This is a genomic window from Klebsiella sp. CN_Kp113 (genome assembly GCF_040064585.1).
In the GTDB taxonomy this organism is placed as follows: Bacteria; Pseudomonadota; Gammaproteobacteria; order Enterobacterales; family Enterobacteriaceae; genus Klebsiella; species Klebsiella michiganensis.
On sequence record NZ_JBEAID010000001.1, the window covers coordinates 389958 to 413023 of the forward strand.

At 58.5% G+C, this 23066-nt stretch carries 22 protein-coding genes; 13 read left to right on the forward strand and 9 right to left on the reverse strand.

Annotated features, from left to right (window positions below):
• Positions 1–45 precede the first annotated feature (45 nt).
• The gene (gene efeU, locus ABLV30_RS02125) at positions 46–876 is read right to left on the reverse strand and encodes an iron uptake transporter permease EfeU (RefSeq protein WP_009653546.1); all 831 of its coding nucleotides are present in this window, start codon (positions 874–876) and stop codon (positions 46–48) included.
• Positions 877–1148: 272 nt separating this feature from the next.
• Between efeU and ABLV30_RS02130 the strand changes: the two genes are divergently transcribed.
• Positions 1149–2333 carry a nucleoside transporter C-terminal domain-containing protein gene (locus ABLV30_RS02130; RefSeq protein ID WP_232553390.1) on the forward strand — a complete coding sequence of 395 codons (1185 nt, stop codon included), beginning with the start codon at positions 1149–1151 and terminating at the stop codon, positions 2331–2333.
• A 101-nt stretch (positions 2334–2434) separates the two neighbouring features.
• On the opposite strand, the gene ABLV30_RS02135 is transcribed toward ABLV30_RS02130, so the two are convergent.
• Both ABLV30_RS02135 and putP read right to left on the reverse strand, forming a co-directional pair.
• The gene (locus tag ABLV30_RS02135; RefSeq protein ID WP_025106253.1) at positions 2435–2869 is read right to left on the reverse strand and encodes a DUF3574 domain-containing protein; all 435 of its coding nucleotides are present in this window, start codon (positions 2867–2869) and stop codon (positions 2435–2437) included.
• Between the two features lie 112 nt (positions 2870–2981).
• The gene (gene putP / locus ABLV30_RS02140) at positions 2982–4490 is read right to left on the reverse strand and encodes a sodium/proline symporter PutP (RefSeq protein ID WP_047724109.1); all 1509 of its coding nucleotides are present in this window, start codon (positions 4488–4490) and stop codon (positions 2982–2984) included.
• 427 nt (positions 4491–4917) lie between these two features.
• Here putP and putA point away from each other — a divergent pair, with 427 nt between their 5' ends.
• Positions 4918–8880, forward strand: a complete 3963-nt coding sequence (gene putA / locus ABLV30_RS02145) for a trifunctional transcriptional regulator/proline dehydrogenase/L-glutamate gamma-semialdehyde dehydrogenase (RefSeq protein ID WP_348865509.1) — start codon at positions 4918–4920, stop codon at positions 8878–8880.
• 192 nt (positions 8881–9072) lie between these two features.
• Positions 9073–9468 carry a lysozyme inhibitor LprI family protein gene (locus ABLV30_RS02150; protein ID WP_014228800.1) on the forward strand — a complete coding sequence of 132 codons (396 nt, stop codon included), beginning with the start codon at positions 9073–9075 and terminating at the stop codon, positions 9466–9468.
• Here the strand turns inward: ABLV30_RS02150 and rutR are convergent.
• The gene (gene rutR, locus ABLV30_RS02155) at positions 9465–10103 is read right to left on the reverse strand and encodes an HTH-type transcriptional regulator RutR (protein WP_004849813.1); all 639 of its coding nucleotides are present in this window, start codon (positions 10101–10103) and stop codon (positions 9465–9467) included. The two genes, ABLV30_RS02150 and rutR, sit on opposite strands and share 4 nt — an antisense overlap.
• 284 nt (positions 10104–10387) lie before the next feature.
• Here rutR and rutA point away from each other — a divergent pair, with 284 nt between their 5' ends.
• From rutA to rutG, 7 genes are read left to right on the forward strand one after another with little or no spacing between them, the layout of a single operon-like run.
• Positions 10388–11479: a pyrimidine utilization protein A gene (gene rutA, locus ABLV30_RS02160; RefSeq protein ID WP_032749627.1), complete on the forward strand. Its 1092-nt coding sequence runs from the start codon at positions 10388–10390 to the stop codon at positions 11477–11479.
• Positions 11479–12189, forward strand: coding sequence for a pyrimidine utilization protein B (rutB, locus tag ABLV30_RS02165; protein WP_004849808.1), 711 nt, complete (start codon positions 11479–11481; stop codon positions 12187–12189). The genes rutA and rutB overlap by 1 nt, the downstream gene beginning before the upstream one ends.
• Positions 12182–12574 (forward strand): pyrimidine utilization protein C, encoded by a 393-nt coding sequence (gene rutC, locus ABLV30_RS02170; protein WP_004131297.1) that lies wholly within the window; start codon positions 12182–12184, stop codon positions 12572–12574. Before rutB ends, rutC begins: the two co-directional genes overlap by 8 nt.
• Positions 12571–13374: a pyrimidine utilization protein D gene (gene rutD / locus ABLV30_RS02175; RefSeq protein ID WP_025106249.1), complete on the forward strand. Its 804-nt coding sequence runs from the start codon at positions 12571–12573 to the stop codon at positions 13372–13374. The genes rutC and rutD overlap by 4 nt, the downstream gene beginning before the upstream one ends.
• On the forward strand, positions 13371–13961 hold the full coding sequence (locus ABLV30_RS02180) for a malonic semialdehyde reductase (RefSeq protein WP_196545511.1): 591 nt from the start codon (positions 13371–13373) through the stop codon (positions 13959–13961). Before rutD ends, ABLV30_RS02180 begins: the two co-directional genes overlap by 4 nt.
• A 9-nt stretch (positions 13962–13970) precedes the next feature.
• A complete protein-coding gene (gene rutF, locus ABLV30_RS02185; protein WP_004849801.1) occupies positions 13971–14465 on the forward strand; it encodes an NADH-dependent FMN reductase RutF in 495 nt (164 codons plus the stop codon).
• 21 nt (positions 14466–14486) lie between these two features.
• Positions 14487–15809 (forward strand): pyrimidine utilization transport protein G, encoded by a 1323-nt coding sequence (gene rutG, locus ABLV30_RS02190; RefSeq protein WP_046876530.1) that lies wholly within the window; start codon positions 14487–14489, stop codon positions 15807–15809.
• A gap of 235 nt (positions 15810–16044) precedes the next feature.
• On the opposite strand, the gene ABLV30_RS02195 is transcribed toward rutG, so the two are convergent.
• Positions 16045–16218: a general stress protein gene (locus ABLV30_RS02195; protein WP_004131287.1), complete on the reverse strand. Its 174-nt coding sequence runs from the start codon at positions 16216–16218 to the stop codon at positions 16045–16047.
• Positions 16219–16592: 374 nt separating this feature from the next.
• Here ABLV30_RS02195 and wrbA point away from each other — a divergent pair, with 374 nt between their 5' ends.
• Both wrbA and ABLV30_RS02205 read left to right on the forward strand, forming a co-directional pair.
• A complete protein-coding gene (gene wrbA / locus ABLV30_RS02200) occupies positions 16593–17189 on the forward strand; it encodes an NAD(P)H:quinone oxidoreductase (RefSeq protein ID WP_004100968.1) in 597 nt (198 codons plus the stop codon).
• A 20-nt stretch (positions 17190–17209) separates the two neighbouring features.
• Positions 17210–17437: a YccJ family protein gene (locus ABLV30_RS02205; protein WP_004849783.1), complete on the forward strand. Its 228-nt coding sequence runs from the start codon at positions 17210–17212 to the stop codon at positions 17435–17437.
• A 129-nt stretch (positions 17438–17566) separates the two neighbouring features.
• Here ABLV30_RS02205 and agp read toward each other — a convergent pair whose 3' ends face one another.
• On the reverse strand, positions 17567–18814 hold the full coding sequence (gene agp, locus ABLV30_RS02210; RefSeq protein ID WP_046876531.1) for a bifunctional glucose-1-phosphatase/inositol phosphatase: 1248 nt from the start codon (positions 18812–18814) through the stop codon (positions 17567–17569).
• A 139-nt stretch (positions 18815–18953) separates the two neighbouring features.
• Positions 18954–19178 (reverse strand): hypothetical protein, encoded by a 225-nt coding sequence (locus tag ABLV30_RS02215; protein WP_009653459.1) that lies wholly within the window; start codon positions 19176–19178, stop codon positions 18954–18956.
• Positions 19179–19449: 271 nt separating this feature from the next.
• Between ABLV30_RS02215 and ABLV30_RS02220 the strand changes: the two genes are divergently transcribed.
• On the forward strand, positions 19450–19572 hold the full coding sequence (locus ABLV30_RS02220; RefSeq protein ID WP_004849777.1) for a small membrane protein: 123 nt from the start codon (positions 19450–19452) through the stop codon (positions 19570–19572).
• 121 nt (positions 19573–19693) lie between these two features.
• Here the strand turns inward: ABLV30_RS02220 and ABLV30_RS02225 are convergent, their stop codons facing one another.
• Both ABLV30_RS02225 and puuA read right to left on the reverse strand, forming a co-directional pair.
• Positions 19694–21085 carry an APC family permease gene (locus ABLV30_RS02225; RefSeq protein WP_014228791.1) on the reverse strand — a complete coding sequence of 464 codons (1392 nt, stop codon included), beginning with the start codon at positions 21083–21085 and terminating at the stop codon, positions 19694–19696.
• A gap of 352 nt (positions 21086–21437) precedes the next feature.
• Positions 21438–22856, reverse strand: a complete 1419-nt coding sequence (gene puuA / locus ABLV30_RS02230; RefSeq protein ID WP_004849770.1) for a glutamate-putrescine ligase — start codon at positions 22854–22856, stop codon at positions 21438–21440.
• Positions 22857–23066 lie beyond the last annotated feature (210 nt).

Genomic DNA, 23066 nt, shown 5'->3' on the forward strand with positions numbered 1-23066 from the left:
CCTTTCGATAAGTATGTTGTCACTATTGCAATCCGCGATGCCCGACTACGCTGCCCGGGATGCGGTGGTTTTTTTACCCGGCGGCGAGACGTACAGCACCAGCGCCGGGATCAAATAGATAAAGTAGACCGCCACTTCGCTGACGGTCGGCGTTTCCTGATAGCCGAAGATCCCTTCCAGCAGCGTGCCGAATAGGGTGTGCGTCGAAATGACGTTGCTCAGGTCGAAGGCGACCGCCTGGAAATGGTTCCACAGTCCGGCCTCATGGAAGGCGCGGATAGCCCCCGCGGCGAGACCTGCGGCCACCAGTAAAATAAACAGGCTGGTCCATTTGAAAAAGACGGCGAGATTCATGCGGATGCCGCCCCAGTAGATCAGGAACCCTAAAACGATGGCCGTCGCGAGGCCGAGCATCGCGCCGATGGGCGGCCAGATTCCGACATCCTGCTGGAAAGCGGCGAGCAGGAAAAAGACCGATTCCAGGCCTTCACGCGCGACGGCGAAAAAGACCATCATCACCAGCGCCCAGCCGTGGTTATTTCCGCGCTGGAGGGCATTATCAACCGCCTGCTCAAGCTGCTGTTTGACGTTGCGCGACACCTTACGCATCCAGAACACCATCCAGGTCAGAATGCACACCGCCACCACCGCCACGATGCCTTCGAACAGCTCCTGCTCGCGCTGCGGAAACTCGCCGGTGGTTTCGTTGATAAAAATTCCGAGGCCCAGGCACAGCGCCGCCGCAAGCAGCACCCCAATCCACATGACGCCAATCCAGCTACCGCGCTGGGTGCGTTTCAGATAGCTGGCAATCAGGCTGACAATCAGCGCAGCTTCCAGGCCTTCACGTAACATGATGAGAAATGGGACAAACATGCCAACACCCTTAAATGTGAACCGCAGTCAACTGATGCAAAGATAGGTAAATATTTATGATAGTGATTATCATTACAATAATCAGAAACACAAGTGAAATATGGAGTGAATGATGACGATTTGTAAATCAGTCGCGAACAAATAATGACTTGCGCGATTATCTCGCAGCCCAGGCCCCTCGGGCAGCAGGACGGGATTTTTTGCGCCAGATATTTACCCGGCTGCCCAGCTGTGGCTAAATGGCGGCCTTATTGACCTGCGAAATAAACGACATGACTCAATTCTTGCACTTCCTGCTGGCGCTGGTGGTTATCCTCGCCCTTGCCTTGCTTGCCAGCTACGACCGTAAAAAAATCCGCATTCGCTATATTATCCAGTTAATTATTATTGAAGTTGCCCTGGCTTTCTTTTTTCTCCACGCCGAAAGCGGCCTGTGGCTAGTGAAAAATATCGCATCCTTTTTTGAATCACTGCTCGGCTTTGCCGCCGAAGGCACCAACTTTGTATTTGGCGGCATGAGTGAAAAAGGGCTGGCGTTTATTTTCCTTGGCGTGCTGTGCCCCATTGTCTTTATCTCCGCGCTCATCGGTATTCTTCAGCACTGGCGTATTCTGCCAATTTTTATTCGCCTGATTGGCACTCTGCTGTCAAAGGTTAACGGTATGGGTAAGCTGGAGTCCTTCAACGCGGTCAGTTCGCTGATTCTCGGTCAATCAGAGAACTTTATTGCCTATAAAGGCGTGCTCGGCGATCTCTCTTCCCGCCGCCTGTTCACCATGTCGGCCACCGCGATGTCGACGGTGTCGCTCTCCATCGTCGGCGCTTATATGAGTATGCTCGACGCGAAATACGTCGTCGCCGCGCTGATCCTGAATATGTTCAGCACCTTTATTGTGCTGTCGATCATTAACCCGACGCGTCCGGGCAGCGAGGAGGAGATCAAGCTTGAAAAACTGCATGAATCCCAGAGCTTCTTTGAAATGCTCGGTGAATATATTCTGGCCGGTTTTAAAGTCGCGATGATTATTCTGGCGATGCTGATTGGTTTTATCGCCTTAATTAGCGCCATAAATGCCCTGTTCGCCACGATATTTGGCCTGAGCTTCCAGCAGATCCTCGGCTACGTCTTTTATCCCCTGGCGTGGCTGATTGGCATTCCGCTTAGCGATGCGCTGAACGCCGGGAGTATTATGGCGACGAAACTGGTGGCCAATGAATTTGTCGCCATGATTGAGCTGCAAAAAATAGCCGCCAGCATGACGCCGCGCGGGCTGGGAATTTTATCCGTGTTCCTGGTTTCCTTCGCCAACTTTGCCTCTATCGGCATTATCGCCGGGGCGATTAAAGGCCTGAACGAGCAGCAGGGGAATATCGTTTCCCGCTTTGGCCTGCGCCTGGTGTATGGCGCAACGCTGGTCAGCCTGCTCTCCGCCAGCTTTGCGGGGCTGGTACTGTAACCGAAGCGCGTTTGGCCTGTTACCCCGGGGTAACAGGCCCGCGTAGCTATGTAGCCCGGGTAAGGCGTTAGCCGCAACCCGGGAATATCACCTGATTCAAATTAAAAATGTACGCAGACCGGCTGGTCAACGCGCATCACCGACTCCTGAGCAAAGCGTGATTTATAGGTCGTGCGCAGCGCCTCAATCCCCTCTTCGCTCTTCTCATCTTTGCCGTGAATCAGCATCAGCGCTTTGCTCTGCTCGCGCGCCACGGTACCGTCATTGCCCAGCCACTGCCCGCGCGCGTCAAAGACCGTCAGGCCATCGCGAAAGCGCGGCGTCACGTCGCGGTCAACGAACTGCTGCCACTCCTGCGCGGTAATATCCTTCCCGGCCGGACGGCTTAAGCCGAAATAAAGCGTGGTTTGCACCATGGCGTTATCCGCCGGGCAGGCGTTAGCGTCCGCCGCCGGAGCCCTCTTCGCGGCGGGCGCTACGCAGCCGCTTAATATCCCTGCCAGTACCAGCGCCACTGCACCCTGTTTGAAACTCATTTTGCTACCCTCATCGTTATTTGTGCTGAGATATCAGCGTATTTTCAAGCCATTAGCAAGAGACATAAATAACAAAGCCCGCATTACGCGGGCTTGATGGGGTTGCAGAGGCTTACTCGGCGGTCGCGCGCACCGGCGGTGCGGAGTGATAATGGGCGTCCGCTTCGGCGAAGCGTCGCTGCATCTCGGCGGAGGGCGCTTTACCCAGCAGGCTGAAGACCACAATCCCCAGGCTACCAAAGATAAAGCCTGGGATGATTTCATACAGGCCCAGCCAGCCGAACTGCTTCCAGATAATGACCGTTAAGGCGCCGATGATCATCCCGGCCAGTGCACCGTTACGGGTCATTCGTGACCACATCACCGAGAACAGCACCACCGGGCCAAACGCCGCGCCAAAGCCAGCCCATGCGTAGCTCACCAGACCCAGCACGCGGTTTTCCGGGTTGGCCGCCAGGGCGATCGCAATTAACGCGACGAGCAGCACCATAAAGCGTCCTACCCATACCAGCTCTTTCTGCCCGGCATTTTTACGTAAAAACGCTTTATACAGATCTTCAGTAATCGCGCTTGAGCACACCAGCAGCTGGCAGCTCAGGGTGGACATCACCGCCGCCAGAATCGCCGACAGCAGGATCCCGGCAATCCACGGGTTGAACAGAATCTGCGCCAGTTCGATAAAGACGCGTTCGGCGTTCTGATTAACCGCACCGGCAACGGCCGGGTTGTTATTGAAGTAGGCAATTCCGAAGAAGCCGACGGCCACGGCGCCCGCCAGGCAGAGGATCATCCAGGTCATGCTAATGCGACGGGCGTGAACGATGCTGTGATGCGAATCCGCCGCCATAAAGCGCGCCAGAATATGCGGCTGACCAAAATAGCCCAGGCCCCAGCCCATCAACGAAATAATCGCCACGAAGTTCAGGCCCTTGAGCATATCAACGTTCTCAATGCTCTTTTGCTTAATCACTTCCAGGGAATCGCCAAACCCGCCGACGGAAATCACCACCATCACCGGCGTCAGGATCAGGGCGAATATCATCAGGCTGGCCTGAACGGTATCGGTCCAGCTTACCGCGAGGAAGCCGCCGACAAAGGTATAAATAATGGTTGCCGCCGCCCCGGCCCACAGCGCGGTTTCGTAGCTCATGCCAAAGGTGCTTTCAAACAGACGCGCGCCGGCCACAATACCGGAAGCGCAATAGATGGTGAAAAATAACAAAATGACCAGCGCCGAGATAATTCGCAGCACGCGGCTTTTATCTTCAAAACGGCCGGTGAAATAATCCGGCAGCGTCAGGGCGTTATTATTCGCCTCGGTATGCACCCGCAAACGCCCCGCCACCAGCTTCCAGTTAATCCATGCGCCTAACGTCAGGCCAATGGCAATCCAGCTTTCGGAAATACCGGAAATAAATATCGCCCCCGGTAGCCCCATCAGCAGCCAGCCGCTCATATCGGAGGCTCCGGCGGAGAGCGCGGTGACGAATGGGCCAAGGCTGCGGCCGCCGAGAATATAATCATCAAAGTTCTTTGTCGAGCGCCAGGCAATAAAGCCGATGAGTACCATGCCAAAAATATAAACAATAAAAGTCACCAACATGGGTGTGCTAATAGCCATGTAAAAATCTCCAGAATTTTTGTCGACAGCGTCCAAATTTGTCGTTTTATCCACTACCGGAACGGGGCAATGGCCTATTGGTTGTATTGGGCGACCGTATCCTGACGGAAGCTTTGTTTTTTCACAAACGATTTAACACAGCATTTACACGAAATGCTTCCGGGACCAAACTTCATTTTGTTATAGGTTGCACTCTCTCACGTTTTTAGCGGTTGCACCACGCAAAAGTGTTAAGTGACGCATAGAAATACCTTATTAGACAGGGGATAAATACCTGCTATTTTCATCATCATTTTTAACATTCCCGGCGTTTTTCTACCTGCCACACAATTCTCAATTAACAAGGTTGCACAAAGTTGCAACATGGTAGATATTTCTACGCAACCTCATCTTGGCACGAAGACGTTCTATTACAGGAGTTCCTGACATGGGCACCACCACCATGGGTGTAAAACTTGACGACGCGACGCGTGAACGCATTAAATCCGCGGCGAGCCGTATTGACCGCACGCCGCACTGGCTGATTAAACAGGCCATTTTCAACTATCTGGAAAAGCTGGAAAACGACGAGACGCTGCCGGAGCTGCCGGCGCTGCTGTCCGGCGCGGCGAACGAAAGCGATGAGGCCGGTCATCCGGCTGACGAACCTTATCAGCCCTTCCTCGATTTCGCCGAGCAGATCCTGCCGCAGTCCGTTTCCCGCGCGTCGATCACCGCCGCCTGGCGCTGGGCCGAAACCGACGCCGTGCCGATGCTGCTGGAGCAGGCTCGCCTGCCGCAGACTCTCGGCGAACAGGCGCACAAGCTCGCCTATCAGCTGGCGGAGAAGCTGCGCAATCAGAAAACCGCCAGCGGCCGCGCCGGAATGGTGCAGAGCCTGCTGCAGGAGTTCTCGCTCTCCTCGCAGGAAGGCGTGGCCCTGATGTGCCTGGCGGAAGCGCTGCTGCGCATTCCCGACAAAGCCACCCGCGATGCCCTGATCCGCGACAAAATCAGCAACGGCAACTGGCAGTCGCATATCGGCCGCAGCCCGTCGCTGTTCGTCAACGCCGCCACCTGGGGGCTGCTGTTTACCGGCAAGCTGGTCTCGACCCACAACGAAACCAGCCTGTCGCGCTCGCTGAACCGTATTATCGGCAAAAGCGGCGAACCGCTGATTCGTAAAGGCGTCGATATGGCGATGCGCCTGATGGGCGAGCAGTTCGTCACCGGCGAAACCATCGCCGAAGCGCTGGCCAACGCCCGCAAGCTGGAAGACAAAGGCTTCCGCTACTCCTACGATATGCTGGGCGAAGCGGCGCTGACCGCCGACGATGCCCAGGCTTATATGGTCTCCTACCAGCAGGCGATCCACGCCATCGGCAAAGCCTCCAACGGACGGGGCATTTATGAAGGACCGGGCATTTCGATTAAGCTCTCCGCGCTGCACCCGCGCTACAGCCGCGCCCAGTACGATCGCGCGATGGAAGAGCTATACCCGCGCCTGAAATCGCTGACCCTGCTGGCGCGCCAGTACGATATCGGTATCAACATTGACGCCGAAGAGGCCGATCGCCTGGAGATCTCTCTCGATCTGCTGGAAAAACTCTGCTTTGAACCGGAGCTGGCGGGCTGGAACGGGATTGGCTTTGTGATCCAGGCCTATCAAAAACGCTGCCCGTTCGTGATTGACTACCTGATCGACCTCGCGACCCGCAGCCGTCGCCGCCTGATGATTCGTCTGGTCAAAGGCGCCTACTGGGACAGCGAAATCAAACGCGCGCAGATGGACGGTCTCGAAGGCTATCCGGTCTATACCCGCAAGGTCTACACCGACGTCTCCTATCTGGCCTGTGCGAAAAAGCTGCTGGCGGTGCCGAGCCTGATCTATCCGCAGTTCGCGACCCATAACGCTCACACCCTGGCGGCAATTTATCAGCTGGCCGGGCAGAACTACTACCCGGGACAGTACGAATTCCAGTGCCTGCACGGCATGGGCGAGCCGCTGTACGAGCAGGTGACCGGTAAAGTCGCCGATGGCAAACTCAACCGCCCGTGCCGTATTTACGCGCCGGTCGGCACCCACGAAACGCTGCTGGCCTACCTTGTGCGTCGTCTGCTGGAAAACGGCGCCAACACCTCGTTCGTGAACCGGATCGCCGACAGCACCCTGCCGCTGGATGAGCTGGTTGCCGACCCGGTCGCCGCGGTGGAAAAACTGGCCCAGCAGGAGGGCCAGGTGGGTCTTCCGCACCCGAAAATCCCGCTGCCGCGCGACCTTTACGGCAAAGACCGCAGCAATTCAGCCGGTCTGGATCTCGCCAACGAGCATCGTCTGGCCTCCCTCTCCTCCTCGTTATTAAACAGCGCGCTGCATAAATGGCAGGCGCTGCCGATGCTGGAGCACCCGGTGGCCGAAGGCGAAATGCAGCCGGTCGTGAACCCGGCAGAGCCAAAAGATATCGTCGGCTACGTGCGCGAAGCCAGCGAGGACGAAGTTCAGCAGGCGCTGACCAGCGCGGTTAACAACGCGCCAATCTGGTTCGCCACCCCGCCGCAGGAGCGCGCGGCGATCCTCGAACGCGCCGCGGTGCTGATGGAAGGCCAGATGCCGACCCTGATGGGCATCCTGGTGCGCGAAGCGGGGAAAACCTTCAGCAACGCGATTGCCGAAGTGCGCGAAGCGGTGGACTTCCTCCACTACTACGCCGGTCAGGTGCGCAACGATTTTGACAACGAAACCCATCGCCCGCTGGGCCCGGTCGTCTGTATCAGCCCGTGGAACTTCCCGCTGGCGATCTTTAGCGGACAAATTGCCGCCGCGCTGGCGGCAGGCAATACCGTGCTGGCAAAACCGGCCGAGCAGACGCCGCTCATCGCCGCTCAGGGCGTGGCGATCCTGCTGGAAGCGGGCGTACCGCCGGGCGTTATTCAGCTGCTGCCGGGCCGCGGGGAAACCGTCGGCGCCGCGCTGACTTCCGACGAACGCGTACGCGGCGTGATGTTTACCGGCTCAACCGAAGTCGCCACCCTGCTGCAGCGCAATATCGCCAGCCGGCTGGATGCTCAGGGTCGTCCGACGCCGCTGATCGCCGAAACCGGCGGCATGAACGCGATGATCGTCGACTCTTCAGCATTAACCGAGCAGGTGGTGATCGATGTGCTCGCCTCGGCGTTCGACAGCGCGGGGCAGCGCTGCTCCGCCCTGCGCGTACTCTGCCTGCAGGATGATATCGCCGATCATACGCTGACCATGCTGCGCGGCGCGATGGCCGAGTGCCGGATGGGCAATCCGGGCCGTCTGACCACCGATATCGGGCCGGTGATTGACGCCGAAGCCAAAGAGAATATTGAGCGCCACATCCAGACGCTGCGCGCCAAAGGGCGCAAAGTCTTCCAGGCGGTGCGCGAAACCGGCGAAGATTCCCGCGAGTGGACCAGCGGTACTTTCGTTCCGCCGACGCTGATTGAGCTCGACAGCTTCGATGAGCTGAAAAAAGAGGTCTTCGGCCCGGTGCTGCACGTTGTGCGCTATAACCGCAACGAGCTGGACGGGCTGGTCAAACAGATCAACGCCTCCGGCTACGGTCTGACCCTCGGCGTGCATACCCGTATTGACGAAACCATCGCTCAGGTCACCGGCAGCGCCAACGTCGGCAACCTGTACGTCAACCGTAATATGGTCGGCGCCGTGGTCGGCGTGCAGCCGTTCGGCGGCGAGGGCCTGTCGGGTACGGGTCCAAAAGCCGGCGGCCCGCTGTATCTGTATCGACTGCTCTCCAGCCGCCCGCAGAACGCCGTCGGGATTACCCTCGCCCGCCAGGACGCGGAGTATCCGCTGGACGCGCAGCTGAAGACGCTGCTGGAAAAACCGCTGGTCGCTTTACAGCAGTGGGCGGCGGATCGCCCGGAGCTGCAGGCTTTGTGCCAGCAGTTCAGCGAGCAGGCGCAGGCCGGAACCCAGCGTCTGCTGCCGGGGCCAACCGGCGAGCGCAACACCCTGACCTTTATGCCGCGCGACTGCGTGCTGTGCGTGGCCGATAATGAGCAGGATGCGCTCACCCAGCTGGCGGGCGCGACCGCCGTTGGCTGCGAAGTGCTGTGGCCGGACGCCCCTCTGCAGCGCGAGCTGGCGAAAAAGCTGCCGCGTGAGGTCAGCGCGCGGATCCACTTCGCCAAAGCGGAAACCCTGACGACCGAGCCTTTCGATGCGGTTATCTACCACGGCGATTCCGATCAGCTGCGGGAGCTGTGCGAACAGGTGGCGGCGCGCGATGGCGCGATCGTGTCGGTGCAGGGCTTCGCCCGCGGCGAGAGCAATCTGCTGCTGGAGCGCCTCTATATTGAACGTTCGCTCAGCGTCAATACCGCCGCGGCCGGCGGCAACGCCAGCCTGATGACGATTGGCTAAGCCCGCTTCCCGGGTTGCGGCTGATGCCTTACCCGGGCTACCCAACCACAGCCCGCACTATCAGTAGCCCGGGCAAGGCGCTTTGCGCCGCCCCCGGGAAAGCAGACGGCACAACGTCAGCTAATGACACCAGACGCAGGCTGTGGTTAATTAAGGCTCCCGGACGGGAGCTTTTTTTATGGGAGTTGACCAATGAAACGCACTTTACTCGCTTTTGCCGCGCTGCTGGCAAGCACCCATGCGCTGGCGGACGAATGCAGCAACGCCAGCAATCAAACGGAAATGAACCAGTGCACCGCCGAGCGGTACCAGGCTGACGACAAAAAACTAAATGAAACGTACCAGGAAGCGCTGAAGCGCGCCTCCGGCAAGCAGCAGGAGTTGCTGAAAAAAGCGCAGCTGTCGTGGATTGCCCTGCGCGACGCCGACTGTCAATTCCTCGCCTCCGGCGCTGAAGGCGGCAGCGTACAGCCGATGCTGATCAACCAGTGCATGTCCGATAAAACCGTCGAGCGCGAATCGTTCCTCGCCTCGCTGCTGCAGTGCGAGGATGGCGATCAGAGCTGCCCGCTGCCGCCCGCCAATTAACGTACGCGAATCCCTTCGATAATCATCCGCTGGACGTTATCGACGGTTTGCTGAAAAAACGCCTCATCGCGCAGCGTCGCGCCGGTTACCGCCTCAACCTGAGTGGCGAAATCGGCGTAATGCTGTGTGGTCGCCCAGATCATAAAGATCAGATGCTGCGGGTCAACCGGCGCCAGCCTGCCGCTCTCGACCCAGCCGGAAATAATCGCCGACTTTTCATCCACCAGCGCTTTCAGATCGCCGGTCAGCTCGCCCATCAGCAGCGGCGCGCCCTGCAGCATCTCCAGGCAGAACAACCTTGACGCCTGCGGGTGATCGCGGGAAACCTCCAGCTTAAGGCGGATATATTCGCCGATGGCCACCAGCGGGCTGATATCTTCGCGAAAGGCCTTTAGCGGCGCCAGCCAGATAGCCAGAATCTGCTGCAGAACGGCAATATACAGCGCCTCTTTCGACGGGTAGTAGTAGAGCAGGTTCGTTTTCGATACCCCGGCCAGTTCGGCGACCTGCTCAAGCCGCGTACCGTGGATACCAAACTGCGAGAACGCGTCCAGCGCGGCGGCCAGGATAGCCTCTTTTTTCGCGCTCACCGCCTGTGAGCGTTTGCCGATCTTTTTCACGCCGCCCTGTGCCATTCGTTATCTCCTTCTTTTCACGCCATCAGCATAGCAAAAGCCCAGCGCCGACACGACTCTCTGCACCCTGATTGCGCACGACTGCGGTTTTTTCGTGCACCGATTTTGACCATTCAGTCCACTTTTATTGCTGCTATTTTCGGCAACCATCCAGCAACACCTTAATAACATTAGCCTTTGCAAAACTGGCATCGCCTTTGCTTTATCTTTCAGGCGAGGTGATTGAGGGAGATGCAGGATGCAGCGCCGCGCCTTCTTGTTCAACGACATGCAGAGAGGTAGGTATGAAAATTGGTGTCTTCGTTCCGATTGGTAATAACGGCTGGCTGATTTCCACCCATGCTCCCCAGTACATGCCGACGTTTGAGCTCAATAAGGCCATCGTGCAAAAAGCCGAACACTACGGCTTCGATTTCGCGCTATCGATGATTAAACTGCGCGGCTTCGGCGGCAAGACCGAATTCTGGGATCATAATCTGGAGTCCTTCACCCTGATGGCCGGACTGGCGGCCGTCACTTCGCGCATTCAGATCTACGCCACCGCCGCCACGCTGACGCTGCCCCCGGCGATCGTCGCGCGCATGGCCTCGACTATCGACTCTATATCCGGCGGCCGCTTTGGCGTCAATCTGGTCACCGGCTGGCAAAAGCCGGAATACGAGCAGATGGGCATCTGGCCGGGCGACGACTACTTCGCCAGCCGCTACGACTATCTCACCGAATATGTCCAGGTCCTGCGCGACCTGTGGGGAACCGGGCGCAGCGACTTTAAAGGCGACTACTTCACGATGAACGACTGCCGCGTTAGCCCACAGCCGTCGCAGCCGATGAAAGTGATCTGCGCCGGGCAAAGCGACGCCGGTATGGCGTTCTCCGCCCAACACGCTGACTACAACTTCTGCTTCGGTAAAGGCGTGAACACCCCTGCCGCCTTTGCCCCCACCGCCGCGCGCATGATGCAGGCGGCGGAAAAAACCGGCCGCGACGTCGGCTCCTACGTCCTGTTTATGGTGATCGCCGACGAGACCGACGAGGCGGCCCGCGCCAAATGGGAACATTACAAAGCCGGCGCCGATGACGAGGCGCTGGCGTGGCTTACCGAACAGAGCCAGAAAGACACCCGTTCCGGCAGCGACACCAACGTGCGCCAGATGGCCGATCCCACCTCGGCGGTCAACATCAATATGGGCACCCTTGTCGGCTCTTACGCCAGCGTCGCCCGCATGCTCGACGAAGTGGCGGCGGTCCCCGGCACCGACGGCGTGCTGCTGACGTTTGATGATTTCCTTATCGGTATCGAAGCCTTTGGTCAGCGCATTCAGCCGCTGATGCGCTGCCGCGACCATATCGCCACCATGACTCAAGAGGTTGCCTGATGATTACCCTGCCCGCTCGCCCGGAATCCCTGACCTTTGCGCCGCAGCAGAGCGCGCTGATCGTTGTCGATATGCAGAACGCCTACGCCAGCCAGGGCGGCTATCTCGACCTCGCCGGATTTGACGTTTCCGCCACCCGCCCGGTTATCGACAATATCAACGTCGCCGTGGCCGCCGCGCGCGCCGCCGGGATGCTGATTATCTGGTTCCAGAACGGCTGGGACGACCAGTACGTGGAGGCCGGCGGCCCCGGTTCGCCGAATTTTCATAAATCCAACGCGCTGAAAACCATGCGAAAGAACCCGGAGCTGCAGGGCAAGCTGCTGGCGAAAGGCGGCTGGGACTATCAGCTGGTCGATCAGCTTAAGCCGCAGCCCGGCGATATCGTGCTGCCGAAACCGCGCTACAGCGGCTTCTTTAACACCGCGCTCGACAGCATTCTGCGCAGCCGCGGAATCCGCCATCTGATCTTTACCGGTATTGCCACCAACGTCTGCGTGGAATCGACCCTGCGCGACGGCTTCTTCCTCGAGTATTTCGGTATCGTGCTGGAAGACGCCACCCATCAGGCCGGTCCGGCGTTCGCCCAGCAGGCGGCGCTGTTCAATATCGAAACCTTCTTTGGCTGGGTCAGCGATGTCGCCAGCTTCTGTACCGCCCTTGAGCCCGCCGCGCCGCGCGCCTTTTCCGAGGAGAAACGTTATGCCTAAACAGGTGATTATTCCGCCAGGCACCACTACGCCTATCGCCCCGTTTGTCCCGGGCACGCTGGCCGACGGCGTGGTTTACGTCTCCGGCACCCTGCCGTTCGATAAGCAAAACAACGTGGTTTATATCGGCGACCCAAAGGCGCAAACCCGCCACGTGCTGGAAACCATCAAGAGCGTTATCGAGACGGCGGGGGGCAGTATGGCGGATGTGACCTTCAACAGCATCTTTATCACCGACTGGAAAAACTACGCCGCGATTAATGAGGTCTACGCGGAGTTCTTCCCCGGCGACAAACCGGCGCGTTTCTGCATTCAGTGCGGGCTGGTGAAGCCCGATGCGCTGGTGGAAATAGCCACCGTCGCGCATATTGGGAAGCCGGCATGATGAAGCTAAACGTCTCCCCGGCGCCTTATCCGGGCGCGCCGGTGGTGGTTCTGAGCGCCGGGCTCGGCGGCGCGGGCGGCTACTGGCTACCGCAGCGGGCGGCGCTCGAACCGCACTATCAGCTGGTGAGCTATGACCATAACGGCACCGGTGAAAACGGCGGCCCGCTGCCCGTCGGCTACAGCATGGCGGCCATGGCGCAGGAGCTTAACGCAGCGCTGCAGGCGGCGGGGATTGTGCGTTTTGCGCTGGTCGGTCACGCCCTGGGCGCGCTGATCGGTCTGCAGCTGGCGCTGGACCATCCCGAAGCGATAAGCGCCCTGGTGCTGGTGAACGGCTGGCTGACGCTCTCCCCGCATACCCGCCGCTGCTTTCTGGTGCGCGAACGCCTGCTGCACGCGGGCGGCGCGCAGGCGTGGGTAGAAGCGCAGCCGCTGTTCCTCTATCCGGCGGAGTGGATGGCTTCTCGCCTGCCGCGGCTGGAGGCCGAAGACGCGCTCGCCATCAGCCATTTCCAGGGCAAAGAGAATTTACTGAAAAGGCTGAACGCCCTCAAGCAGGCCGACTTTTCGCGGCGGGCGGCAGCGATAACCTGCCCGACGCTGATTATCAGCGCCGCTGACGATCTGCTGGTCCCGGCCTCCTGCTCCCGCGTGCTGCAGGCGGCAATCCCCGGCAGCCAGCTGGCGGAAATGGCCTGGGGCGGCCACGCCTGCAACGTCACCGATACCGCCACCTTTAACCCTATTTTATGCGACGGGCTGGCCGCGATGCTGCCTGTCCCCCAGGAGAATCTATGAGCGAAGCCATTAGCCCGGCCGCCTGCGCCGCGCTGTTTACCGAGGCCCGAACCCACAACGGCTGGCTGGACAGGCCGGTCAGCGACGAGCAGCTGCGTGAAATCTACGCCTTGCTGAAAATGGGACCGACCTCCGCTAACTGTTCCCCGGCGCGCTTCGTTTTCATCCGCACACCGGAAGGCAAAGAGAAGCTGCGCCCGGCTCTGTCGAGCGGCAACGTTGCGAAGACCCTGCAGGCGCCGGTCACCGCTATCGTCGCCTGGGACAGCGCGTTCTATGACCGGCTGCAGGAGCTGTTCCCTCACGGCGACGCCCGCAGCTGGTTTACCTCCAGCCCGCAGATGGTGGAAGAGACCGCATTTCGCAACGGTTCATTGCAGGCGGCGTACCTGATTTTCGCCTGCCGCGCGCTGGGCCTCGACACCGGCCCCATGTCGGGCTTTGACCGCGAAAAAGTCGATGCGGCGTTTTTTGCCGACGGCGCCTGGAAAAGCAACCTGCTGATTAATATCGGCTACGGCGATCCCGGCAAGCTGTACGCTCGCCTGCCGCGTCTGCCTTTTGATGATGCCTGCCAGCTGGCATAAGGAGCCCGCATGTCTACTGCCGATAAACAAAGCTTTCGCGACGCCATGGCCCACGTCGGGGCGGCGGTCAACATCATCACCACCGATGGTCCCGCAGGCCGCGCCGGCTTTACCGCCAGCGCCGTCTGCAGCGTTACCGACGCGCCGCCCACGCTGCTGGTGTGCCTGAATCGCTCCGCCTCGGTGTGGCCGATCTTCAGCCAGCACCAGGCGCTGTGCGTCAACACCCTGGCGGCCGGCCAGGAAGAGCTCTCGAACGTTTTCGGCGGTAAAACGCCGATGGCGGAGCGCTTCGCCGCCGCCGACTGGCAAACCGGCGCGACCGGCTGTCCGCGTCTGGAAGCGGCGCTGGTCAGCTTCGACTGCCGCATCAGCCAGATCGTCAGCGTCGGAACTCACGACATCCTGTTTTGCGAAGTGGCGGCGATTGTACGCCATCCGGAACCGCGCGGACTGATGTGGTTCGACCGCGGCTACCACACGCTGATGCGTCCAGCCTGTTAACCCTAAACCCAGGATCTCATCATGGCTCTCTTCGATTTTCCTCGCTGGCAGTTAACCTCCCCCTCCGCCGCGTCCGGCGTCGTGGCCCCCGATGAACGGCTGTCGGTCGGGCAAACCGTGGTGATGGGCGTTCAGCACGCGGTGGCGATGTTTGGCGCGACCGTCCTGATGCCAATCCTGATGGGGCTGGATCCCAATCTGTCGATCCTGATGTCCGGCATCGGCACCCTGCTGTTCTTTTTGGTTACCGGCGGGCGCGTGCCGAGCTACCTTGGCTCCAGCGCCGCCTTTGTCGGCGTGGTCATCGCCGTTACCGGCTTCAACGGCCAGGGGCTTAACCCGCACCTTAGCGTCGCGCTGGGCGGCATTATCCTCTGCGGGCTGGTTTATACCCTGATTGGCCTGGTGGTGATGAAAATCGGTACCCGCTGGATTGAGCGGCTGATGCCGCCGGTAGTCACCGGCGCGGTGGTCATGGCGATAGGCCTTAACCTCGCGCCAATCGCGGTACGCAGCGTATCAGCAACGCCGTTCGACGGCTGGATGGCGGTGCTGACGGTGCTGTGCATCGGCCTGGTCGCGGTGTTTACCCGCGGGATGCTGCAGCGGCTGCTGATCCTCGTCGGGCTGATTATCGCCTGCGCGCTGTACGCGCTGTTGGCCAACGGCCTCGGGCTGGGCAAGCCGCTGGATTTTAGCCTGCTTGAGCAGGCGGCGTGGTTCGGTTTGCCGCAGGTGACCGCCCCGACCTTTAACGGCCAGGCAATGATGCTGATCGCTCCCGTGGCGGTGATTCTGGTGGCGGAAAACCTCGGCCACCTGAAGGCGGTTGCCGGGATGACCGGGCGCAATATGGACCCGTATATGGGCCGCGCGTTCGTCGGCGACGGACTGGCAACGATGCTCTCCGGTTCGGTTGGCGGCAGCGGAGTGACCACCTACGCGGAGAATATCGGCGTGATGGCGGTCACCAAAGTGTACTCGACGCTGGTGTTCGTCGCGGCGGCGCTGATTGCGATGCTGCTTGGGTTTTCACCGAAATTCGGCGCGCTGATCCATACCATTCCGGGACCGGTGATCGGCGGCGCATCGATTGTGGTGTTTGGCCTGATTGCCGTCGCGGGCGCGCGAATTTGGGTGCAGAACCGCGTGGATTTGAGCCAGAACGCAAATCTGATTATGGTGGCGGTGACGCTGGTGCTGGGGGCGGGCGACTTCGCGCTTTCGCTCGGCGGCTTTACCCTCGGCGGCATCGGGACGGCCACCTTCGGCGCGATCCTGCTCCACGCTCTGCTTAACCGCCGTCCGCGTGAGGCCGGGCAAACCAACGTCACCCCGGTATGAAAGCGTGCGACGCCAGAAGACCCGTACCGGGAAATCCCCGGTCGCGCTGCGCTTACCGGGGCTACAAAACAGCGTCAACCCGTAGCCCGGTTAAGGCGTTTACGCCGCGAGCCGGGCGTTCCTCCCGCTCAGCGGAACCTGCAAAGTGGAAAAAAAACCGCCGACGTGACGTCGGCGGCGAGGGTGATGGGGTCGGGCCCGGGAGATTAACCCCCATCAGCAACAATCCGGCGCGCTAGCTTTCGCGGCTACCATGACTGTTTTTGCCCCCTTTCTTGCCCGCTTCGGAAGCGCGTTGAGGATCGTTTTTAAAGTTCCCCCCGCTATGCTGGCCACCTTTACGACCTGCTTCTGATGCTCTTTCACGGTCTTCGGCAAAGTTGCCGGCACCGCCACGATGGTTTGCCATTACTGACCTCCATTTAGGTTAGACATCATGCTGCATTAGGTGAAACACGAGGCTCTGGCCTCCGCGATACGGGTTGCGTATCACGTGCTTTTAAGGTTAGCGAAGGAAAGCCGTGCCGGGTGGATATCGTCACATTCTGAAATAGATTTTGTATAAGAACTGCCGCTATTGCGCCGGACGCGCGCTAAGCGACTCTTATGACAGCCTAAAATAGCGCCGCTGAAGATGTATCTTTTTGCAACAGCCCTGAATGTTAGCAATATTGTTATAAATCAAATAAATGATTGTTGCATTTGCACTCTTCGCCAGAGGTCTTATCTTTAAAGGTAGCCAGTCGACTGGCTGGCTCATAACGCAACCGAGGAGTGATGCAAATGGCTAAGATTCTGGTGCTTTATTATTCCATGTACGGACACATTGAGACCATGGCGCATGCCGTCGCCGAAGGAGCAAACAAGGTAGATGGCGTTGAAGTGGTCGTGAAGCGCGTGCCGGAAACCATGCAGGCAGAGGTTTTTGCCAAAGCAGGCGGGAAAACGCAAAACGCGCCCGTCGCCACGCCGCAGGAGCTGGCTGAGTACGACGCCATCATCTTTGGTACCCCAACCCGTTTCGGCAATATGTCCGGACAGATGCGCACCTTTCTCGATCAGACCGGCGGCCTGTGGGCGTCCGGAGCGCTGTACGGCAAACTGGCCAGCGTATTCAGCTCAACCGGTACCGGCGGCGGTCAGGAGCAAACCATCACCTCGACCTGGACCACGCTTGCCCACCACGGGATGATTATTGTACCGATTGGCTACGGCGCCCAGGAGCTGTTTGATGTTTCGCAGGTTCGCGGCGGCACGCCTTACGGCGCCACCACCATTGCCGGCGGCGACGGCTCACGCCAGCCAAGTGAAGAAGAATTAGCCATTGCCCGCTATCAGGGGCAACACGTTGCGGGTCTGGCAGTGAAATTACACGGTTAATCTTCAGCAGGAGGACAAGCATGCCGAATCAAGAAGCAAAGGCCCACCGCGTGGGTGAATGGGCCAGTCTGCGCAATACGTCTCCCGAAATTGCCGAGGCGATTTTTGAATTAGCCAATTACGATGAAAAGCTGGCGGAGAAAATCTGGGAAGAAGGCAGCGATGAAGTCCTGCCCCTCGCCTTCGCCAAAACCGACAAAGACTCCCTGTTCTGGGGCGAACAAACTATCGAACGCAAGAACGTGTAGCCAGGACAGGTACGCAGTACCGCCTCCGGGAGTTCTTACATGAGCTTCCCGGAGGCGCCTGTTCGGGCTACAAGACCAGGCTAAACATCGGCAGCAAGACCCGGATTGCTCCGGGTTTTTTATACTCTGCTACTTCGTGGCCTCGGCCATCGCCTTTTTAAAGGTGTCCATCGGGCAGAAGCCGTTGTCATCGACCGGACAACCGTTCAGCGCCAGCGTCACCCGCTGCGGCGGCGATTGCAGGGTCAGCGCATCGGCATTGCGCAGCTGTTCGGTACTTTGATACACGTACTCAATCTTCATCAAATCGCGATTGCCGCTCTTATCATGCCAGCGCTGGAACACCAGCTTGCCGCCGATGGGCGTACGTTCGTACTGGTTGTGCAGCTGATAAGGTTTAAAATCCAGCGCCGTCAGCAGCGAGGCGATATTGGAATCGTGCCCCACCAGCAGCGTGACTTTCGCCGCCTTCGCCGCATCGCCCACCAGCGCGTTATCAATATATTTCACCAGCGGCTTAGCCACGTTGCGCGCCACTTCAGGGGAAGTAAACAGGCTATCCTGATAGCCGTTTTTCAGCTTCGACAGCACCTGCCACTGCTTATCGGTTTTGATTTCGCCCCACGCCACCTGGTCTTTCGGGAAACCTTCGTAATATTGCAGCGTAAAGGCGTCAACCAGCGAGTTGCCGACTTTAAGCGGCCCGGAAACGCCCGGCTCCTGCTGATATTTGGCGCTAAAGGTATCTTTCGCGTCGCTCAGCGAGCACTGCTGCTTCTCTTTGCAGGACGGGGAGTTACGGTAGTCGGTCATCTCCTCCAGCAGCTTATAGCTTTCGCTCAGCTGCATCCCCTGCCGCTCTTTCTCCATCGCCTGCACCGCCTTTTCGCTAAACGCGGCGGAATCGTCAGTGATCACCGGATTAAACGTCGGGTCCATGGTGCCCATTTTTTCCTGATGGTGCACGGTCACGCCGCAGCCGGGAAACGCGCCGGTGATAAAGAACTGCGCGGTGGCGACGGTGCGCTGCAGGCTATTGGCATAGGCGTAGACCGCGTTCTCCGGCGGGCATTCGCCGCTGGTCACCAGCCCCTGCTGCGCCAGCCATTCGCGCATATAGTGCCCCATATACACTTCCAGCACCCCGCCCTTGGTGGTCAGTTGGCCGCCGGGGACATCCCACTCAGGCCAGGACTTCGGCGTTGATTGCTCCAGCACGCTGCCGTTGTTCGCCAGCGGCGCGCGCAGGTTATGGCGGCTCATGATCAGCACCTGCTGAAGCTGGTACCCTTCCGGTGCCGCCTGTTCCTGCGCCTGGACGCCGGCGGAGAGTAAAATAACGCCGGTCACGGCGGCAGCGAGTAGACTTTTTCTCATCCCTTAATCCTCAGTCAGTGATTATCATCGCCTTAATTGTGACAAATTTATGACATTTTTCCGGGCAATGGCTCGCAAAGTGCGGAAAGAAATACGTTTTCCGCCAGAGCGAAGGGAGGCTGAAATGAGAGGGAGGGCGTTACTCCGGTAGCGGTACCGCCGCCAGCGTGCAGATAGCCGCATGCTTGCCGCCGCGATGGTCGACAATCAGCACTTTATCGCCGGCTTTTTTTCCTTCGCAGGGTTTTAACACCTGCTCGACAATACGTTCACGAATTGACGGGTGCCCGGCGTCAGCCAGGCTATGGAATGAAGTCAGAATCAACAACGGCCCAATAAGACCGATGATATGCTTGTTAAACATTTATTACTCTCAACCCTATTTAAGCGGGCCAAGGGTAGCAGCCTGGGGGGCTCTCGTCTGTAAATTCGCTTAAACGAGTGTAACCCGTTCATTTTTTCACCACACCTTTGCTTTACTCTTCACATTTATTCATGTAAATAATAATTTCAGTGTATTGCTGGCAGTCTATTCTCGTCTGATTCATCGGGTCATCTTTAAGAAATATCCCGATGCTATTATCTCGATATCACGGTATTTTTTCTTCATGTTAAACATAACATTAGGTTAATCTATGTCAGGTATCCTGCTCTTTATCGTCGCGGTGGTTTTGCTGGGAGTAGCCATCTTCAGCCTGGTCTCCTATGTGAAGGATCGGCGCTCTGCACAGCTGCCAACTCATAAGAAAAAGAAATAATACGTCCTCACTATTCTTACCTTCTGCCCCTGCTATCTCTCCCGAGCGCCTGATTTCAAACGAGAATGACAAAAAAGAAGGCAGGCTCAATCGCCTGCCTTTGTGTCTGCGTAAAAAATCGTTACGATTCCCAGGCCTGTTCCGCTTTGGCGCCGTCAAACTGCGGCGGCGGCTTGCGGAAGCGGCGGGTCAGATACGTCAGATACAGCAGCCCGAGGCCCGCCCATATCAGACCCAGCGTCAGCGAGGTCGCCTCCAGGTTAATCCACAGTACGCCCACCGTTAGCGCGCCCACCATCGGCAGAAGCAGATAGTGAAAGCGATCTTTCCAGGTTTTATTAAAACCTTTACGCCGCCAGAAGTGGTTAAATACCGACAGGTTAACGAAGGTAAACGCCACCAGCGCGCCAAAGTTAATCAGCGCCGTGGCGGTGACCAGGTCAAAGAACAGCGCCGACAGCGCGACAATCCCCACCATGATCACGTTCAGCGCCGGGGTACGCCATTTCGGATGGACGTAGCCGAAAATGCGCTCCGGGAAAACGTTATCGCGGCCCATAACGTACAGCAGTCGTGACACGCTGGCGTGCGAAGCCAGGCCTGAGGCCAGGGTATTCACAAACGTCGTGCACAGGAAAATCGACTGGAACAGCTTGCCGCCAACGTAGAGGGCGATCTCCGGCAGCGCCGCGTCCGGGTCTTTAAAACGGCTAATATCGGGGAAAAAGAGCTGCATAAAGAACGAGGCGGCGATAAAAATCACCCCACCGTAGACCGCAGTAAGGAAAATGGCCTTCGGGATCACCCGCGCGGCGTCCGGCGTCTCTTCGGAAAGCGTGGTCACCGCATCAAAACCGAGGAACGAAAAGCAGACTATCGTCGCCCCGGTAATGATCGGGATCAGGTGCGCATTCTGGCTAATAAACGGCTGGAGCGACCAGACGGTGCCCACCCCTTCTCCTTTATGCAACCCCTGCACCACCAGCACGATAAAGACCACCATAATCGAGATCTGCACCAGCACGAACAGGGTGTTGAAGTTCGCCACCAGGTTGACGCTTTTCAGGTTCGCCGCGGTGAGAATAGCCACAAACGTCACCACCCACACCCAGGGCGGCACGTCCGGAAACAGCGCGGAAAGATAAATCTTCGCCAGCAGCACGTTGATCATCGGCAGGAATAGATAATCCAGCAGCGATGACCAGCCCACCATAAAACCGACGTGCGGGCTGATCGACTTCTGCGCATAGGTATAGGCCGAGCCCGCCTGCGGAAACTGGCGCACCAGCTTGCCGTAGCTGATGGCGGTAAACAGCACCCCGGCCAGCGCCAGCAGATAGGACGCCGGGACGTGGCCGTTGCTGATGCCGGAGACGATGCCGAAAGTATCGAAAACCGTCATCGGCGTCAGATAGGCGAGGCCCATCATCACCACCTGCCACAGCTTGAGAGACTTGCGAAGGCGCGGTTTTTCCGCCCCGGAGGCGTTATCGAGAGAGGGATTAATAGACATAGCCATTTCCCCCGCTGCACACCTGGGTTTGCGGTCGTAGAGACCGGGAAACCAACCTGCTTCGCAACGGGGTTAATGGCAAATCAAAAGGTAAAAAGAACCGACGAGCGGCGGTGGCGACGCATTCCATGCGGCCATGACGGCCCCCTTCTCCCTGCGGATATTTAAACATCTGCATCATTTCCTACCTCGTTACACACTGTGTCGTTAACTGAAGCCCCGTTGCCGCCTGCGCTCCTTAACGCGACATCCGGGAATGGCTGGGCTCCCAGCAAAAACGTCCGACCAGGCTCCGCTCAGGCCGCATGATGCTACTCGTGATAATGCTAAAGCGCCCCTCGCGGGGCGAAAATCAGGCGTTTTTCAACATCCACTCGATTTCAGTTTCTGTGATCAGACGCTCAAACTGCAGTAATTCGTCATTTTTACAGGCGTGATAAACGTGGCAGAAGCGTTCGCCAAGCCGCTCGCGCAGATGATCGTTTTGCATAAACTCCCACAGCGCATCGCTCTGGCGAATCGGGAACGGCAGCCCCTCCTGCTCAAGGCCGTTGCCCTCCACCTCTTCCTGTAACGGCAGCGGATTATCCAGACCGTGGAGGATGCCGGCAAAAATCGCCGCCATCACCAGATACGGGTTGGCGTCCGCCCCGGCCACGCGATACTCGACGCGGTGATTGTGCCGATCGCCGCACGGAATGCGCAGCGCCACCGTCCGGTTGTTGTGTCCCCATGACGCCTGGGTCGGCACGTACATTCCCGGCTGGAAACGACGATACGAGTTCACGTTTGGCGCCAGCAGCGCCATCGACGCCGGCATCAGATCAATCATCCCGGCGAGCGCGCGTTTTAACATCGCGGAATCTTCGCCGTCCGCGTCCGCCAGTACGTTCTCGCCTTTGTTGTTCTGCATGCTGATATGGATATGCATCCCGCTACCGGCGTGCTCTTCATAGGGTTTCGCCATAAAAGTGGCGTGCATCTTATGCTTCTCCGCCATCAAACGCACGAGACGTTTTAACGCCAGCGCATCATCGCAGGCGTCGAGCACGTTATCGGTATGGTGGAGGTTGATTTCAAACTGGCCGGGAGAGGCTTCCGCCACCGCGCCGTCGGCGGGGATCAGCTGGAGCTGGGCGATCTCATCGATTTCGTTAAGTACGTCGGCAAAGTGGTTGAGGTTGTCGACGGAGTAAACCTGGCTTTGGGTATTGCGATCGCCGGTTCCCGGCGCGCACGGCGGCTGCAGGTAACCTTCCGCGTCGCGCTTGCGGTCAAGTAAATAGAACTCCAGCTCTACCGCTACCACGGGGAACAGCCCGCGCTGGCGCAGCTGCTGCCAGAGCCGGTTCAGCACGTTCCGCGGCTCAACGTCAAAGGGAGCGCCATCTTCATCAACCATGGTCAGCAGAACCTGACCAATGTATTCCGGGTCCGCCGCCGACGGGGTTAAGGTTCCCAGCACCGGCACGCAGGTGCGGTCCGGTTCGCCCATCTCCTGGCCGAGCCCCGCCTCTTCCACCACGTTGCCGAGAATATCCATCGCAAACACCGAAGCCGGGAAATAGCACCCCTTCTCCAGCTTGCTCAGGCTGGACACCGGGATCCGCTTACCGCGGAAGCAGCCGTTCAGGTCGGTTAGCAGCACATCAACGTATTGCGTATTGGGGTAACGCTCGAGGTAGCGCTTCACTTCCCAGGTGAATGCGCTGACCCGTCTCTCTTCCGACTGCTGAACAAAATTCTCAACTTCTACGATATTGGTTTCCATGATTCACCGCCGTTGTTTTAGTTTCGGACCCTGAATGGCACTGTTAAATATAATGTCCACCTTTCGAATGTGTATGCAAACAAATTGTTTGTCAAATGTTAAATTAAGTTTGCAAAGGGCTATATCCACTGCTAGATTGAGAAAATATTGAACGAAATGGCCGTTTTACCCGCTAACCCGGTCATAATTTAGTCCACTTTGTGAGGGCGA

Coding starts and splice junctions, on each gene's coding strand:
- ABLV30_RS02195 (WP_004131287.1), bottom strand. CDS start 16,218: ATGGCAAACCATCGTGGCGGTGCCGGCAACTTTGCCGAAGACCGTGAA.
- ABLV30_RS02225 (WP_014228791.1), bottom strand. CDS start 21,085: ATGTCTATTAATCCCTCTCTCGATAACGCCTCCGGGGCGGAAAAACCG.
- rutC (WP_004131297.1), top strand. CDS start 12,182: ATGCCTAAACAGGTGATTATTCCGCCAGGCACCACTACGCCTATCGCC.
- rutD (WP_025106249.1), top strand. CDS start 12,571: ATGATGAAGCTAAACGTCTCCCCGGCGCCTTATCCGGGCGCGCCGGTG.
- agp (WP_046876531.1), bottom strand. CDS start 18,814: ATGAGAAAAAGTCTACTCGCTGCCGCCGTGACCGGCGTTATTTTACTC.
- putA (WP_348865509.1), top strand. CDS start 4,918: ATGGGCACCACCACCATGGGTGTAAAACTTGACGACGCGACGCGTGAA.
- rutB (WP_004849808.1), top strand. CDS start 11,479: ATGATTACCCTGCCCGCTCGCCCGGAATCCCTGACCTTTGCGCCGCAG.
- rutF (WP_004849801.1), top strand. CDS start 13,971: ATGTCTACTGCCGATAAACAAAGCTTTCGCGACGCCATGGCCCACGTC.
- ABLV30_RS02220 (WP_004849777.1), top strand. CDS start 19,450: ATGTCAGGTATCCTGCTCTTTATCGTCGCGGTGGTTTTGCTGGGAGTA.
- puuA (WP_004849770.1), bottom strand. CDS start 22,856: ATGGAAACCAATATCGTAGAAGTTGAGAATTTTGTTCAGCAGTCGGAA.
- rutG (WP_046876530.1), top strand. CDS start 14,487: ATGGCTCTCTTCGATTTTCCTCGCTGGCAGTTAACCTCCCCCTCCGCC.
- ABLV30_RS02180 (WP_196545511.1), top strand. CDS start 13,371: ATGAGCGAAGCCATTAGCCCGGCCGCCTGCGCCGCGCTGTTTACCGAG.
- efeU (WP_009653546.1), bottom strand. CDS start 876: ATGTTTGTCCCATTTCTCATCATGTTACGTGAAGGCCTGGAAGCTGCG.
- rutA (WP_032749627.1), top strand. CDS start 10,388: ATGAAAATTGGTGTCTTCGTTCCGATTGGTAATAACGGCTGGCTGATT.
- rutR (WP_004849813.1), bottom strand. CDS start 10,103: ATGGCACAGGGCGGCGTGAAAAAGATCGGCAAACGCTCACAGGCGGTG.
- ABLV30_RS02150 (WP_014228800.1), top strand. CDS start 9,073: ATGAAACGCACTTTACTCGCTTTTGCCGCGCTGCTGGCAAGCACCCAT.
- ABLV30_RS02135 (WP_025106253.1), bottom strand. CDS start 2,869: ATGAGTTTCAAACAGGGTGCAGTGGCGCTGGTACTGGCAGGGATATTA.
- ABLV30_RS02205 (WP_004849783.1), top strand. CDS start 17,210: ATGCCGAATCAAGAAGCAAAGGCCCACCGCGTGGGTGAATGGGCCAGT.
- wrbA (WP_004100968.1), top strand. CDS start 16,593: ATGGCTAAGATTCTGGTGCTTTATTATTCCATGTACGGACACATTGAG.
- ABLV30_RS02130 (WP_232553390.1), top strand. CDS start 1,149: ATGACTCAATTCTTGCACTTCCTGCTGGCGCTGGTGGTTATCCTCGCC.
- ABLV30_RS02215 (WP_009653459.1), bottom strand. CDS start 19,178: ATGTTTAACAAGCATATCATCGGTCTTATTGGGCCGTTGTTGATTCTG.
- putP (WP_047724109.1), bottom strand. CDS start 4,490: ATGGCTATTAGCACACCCATGTTGGTGACTTTTATTGTTTATATTTTT.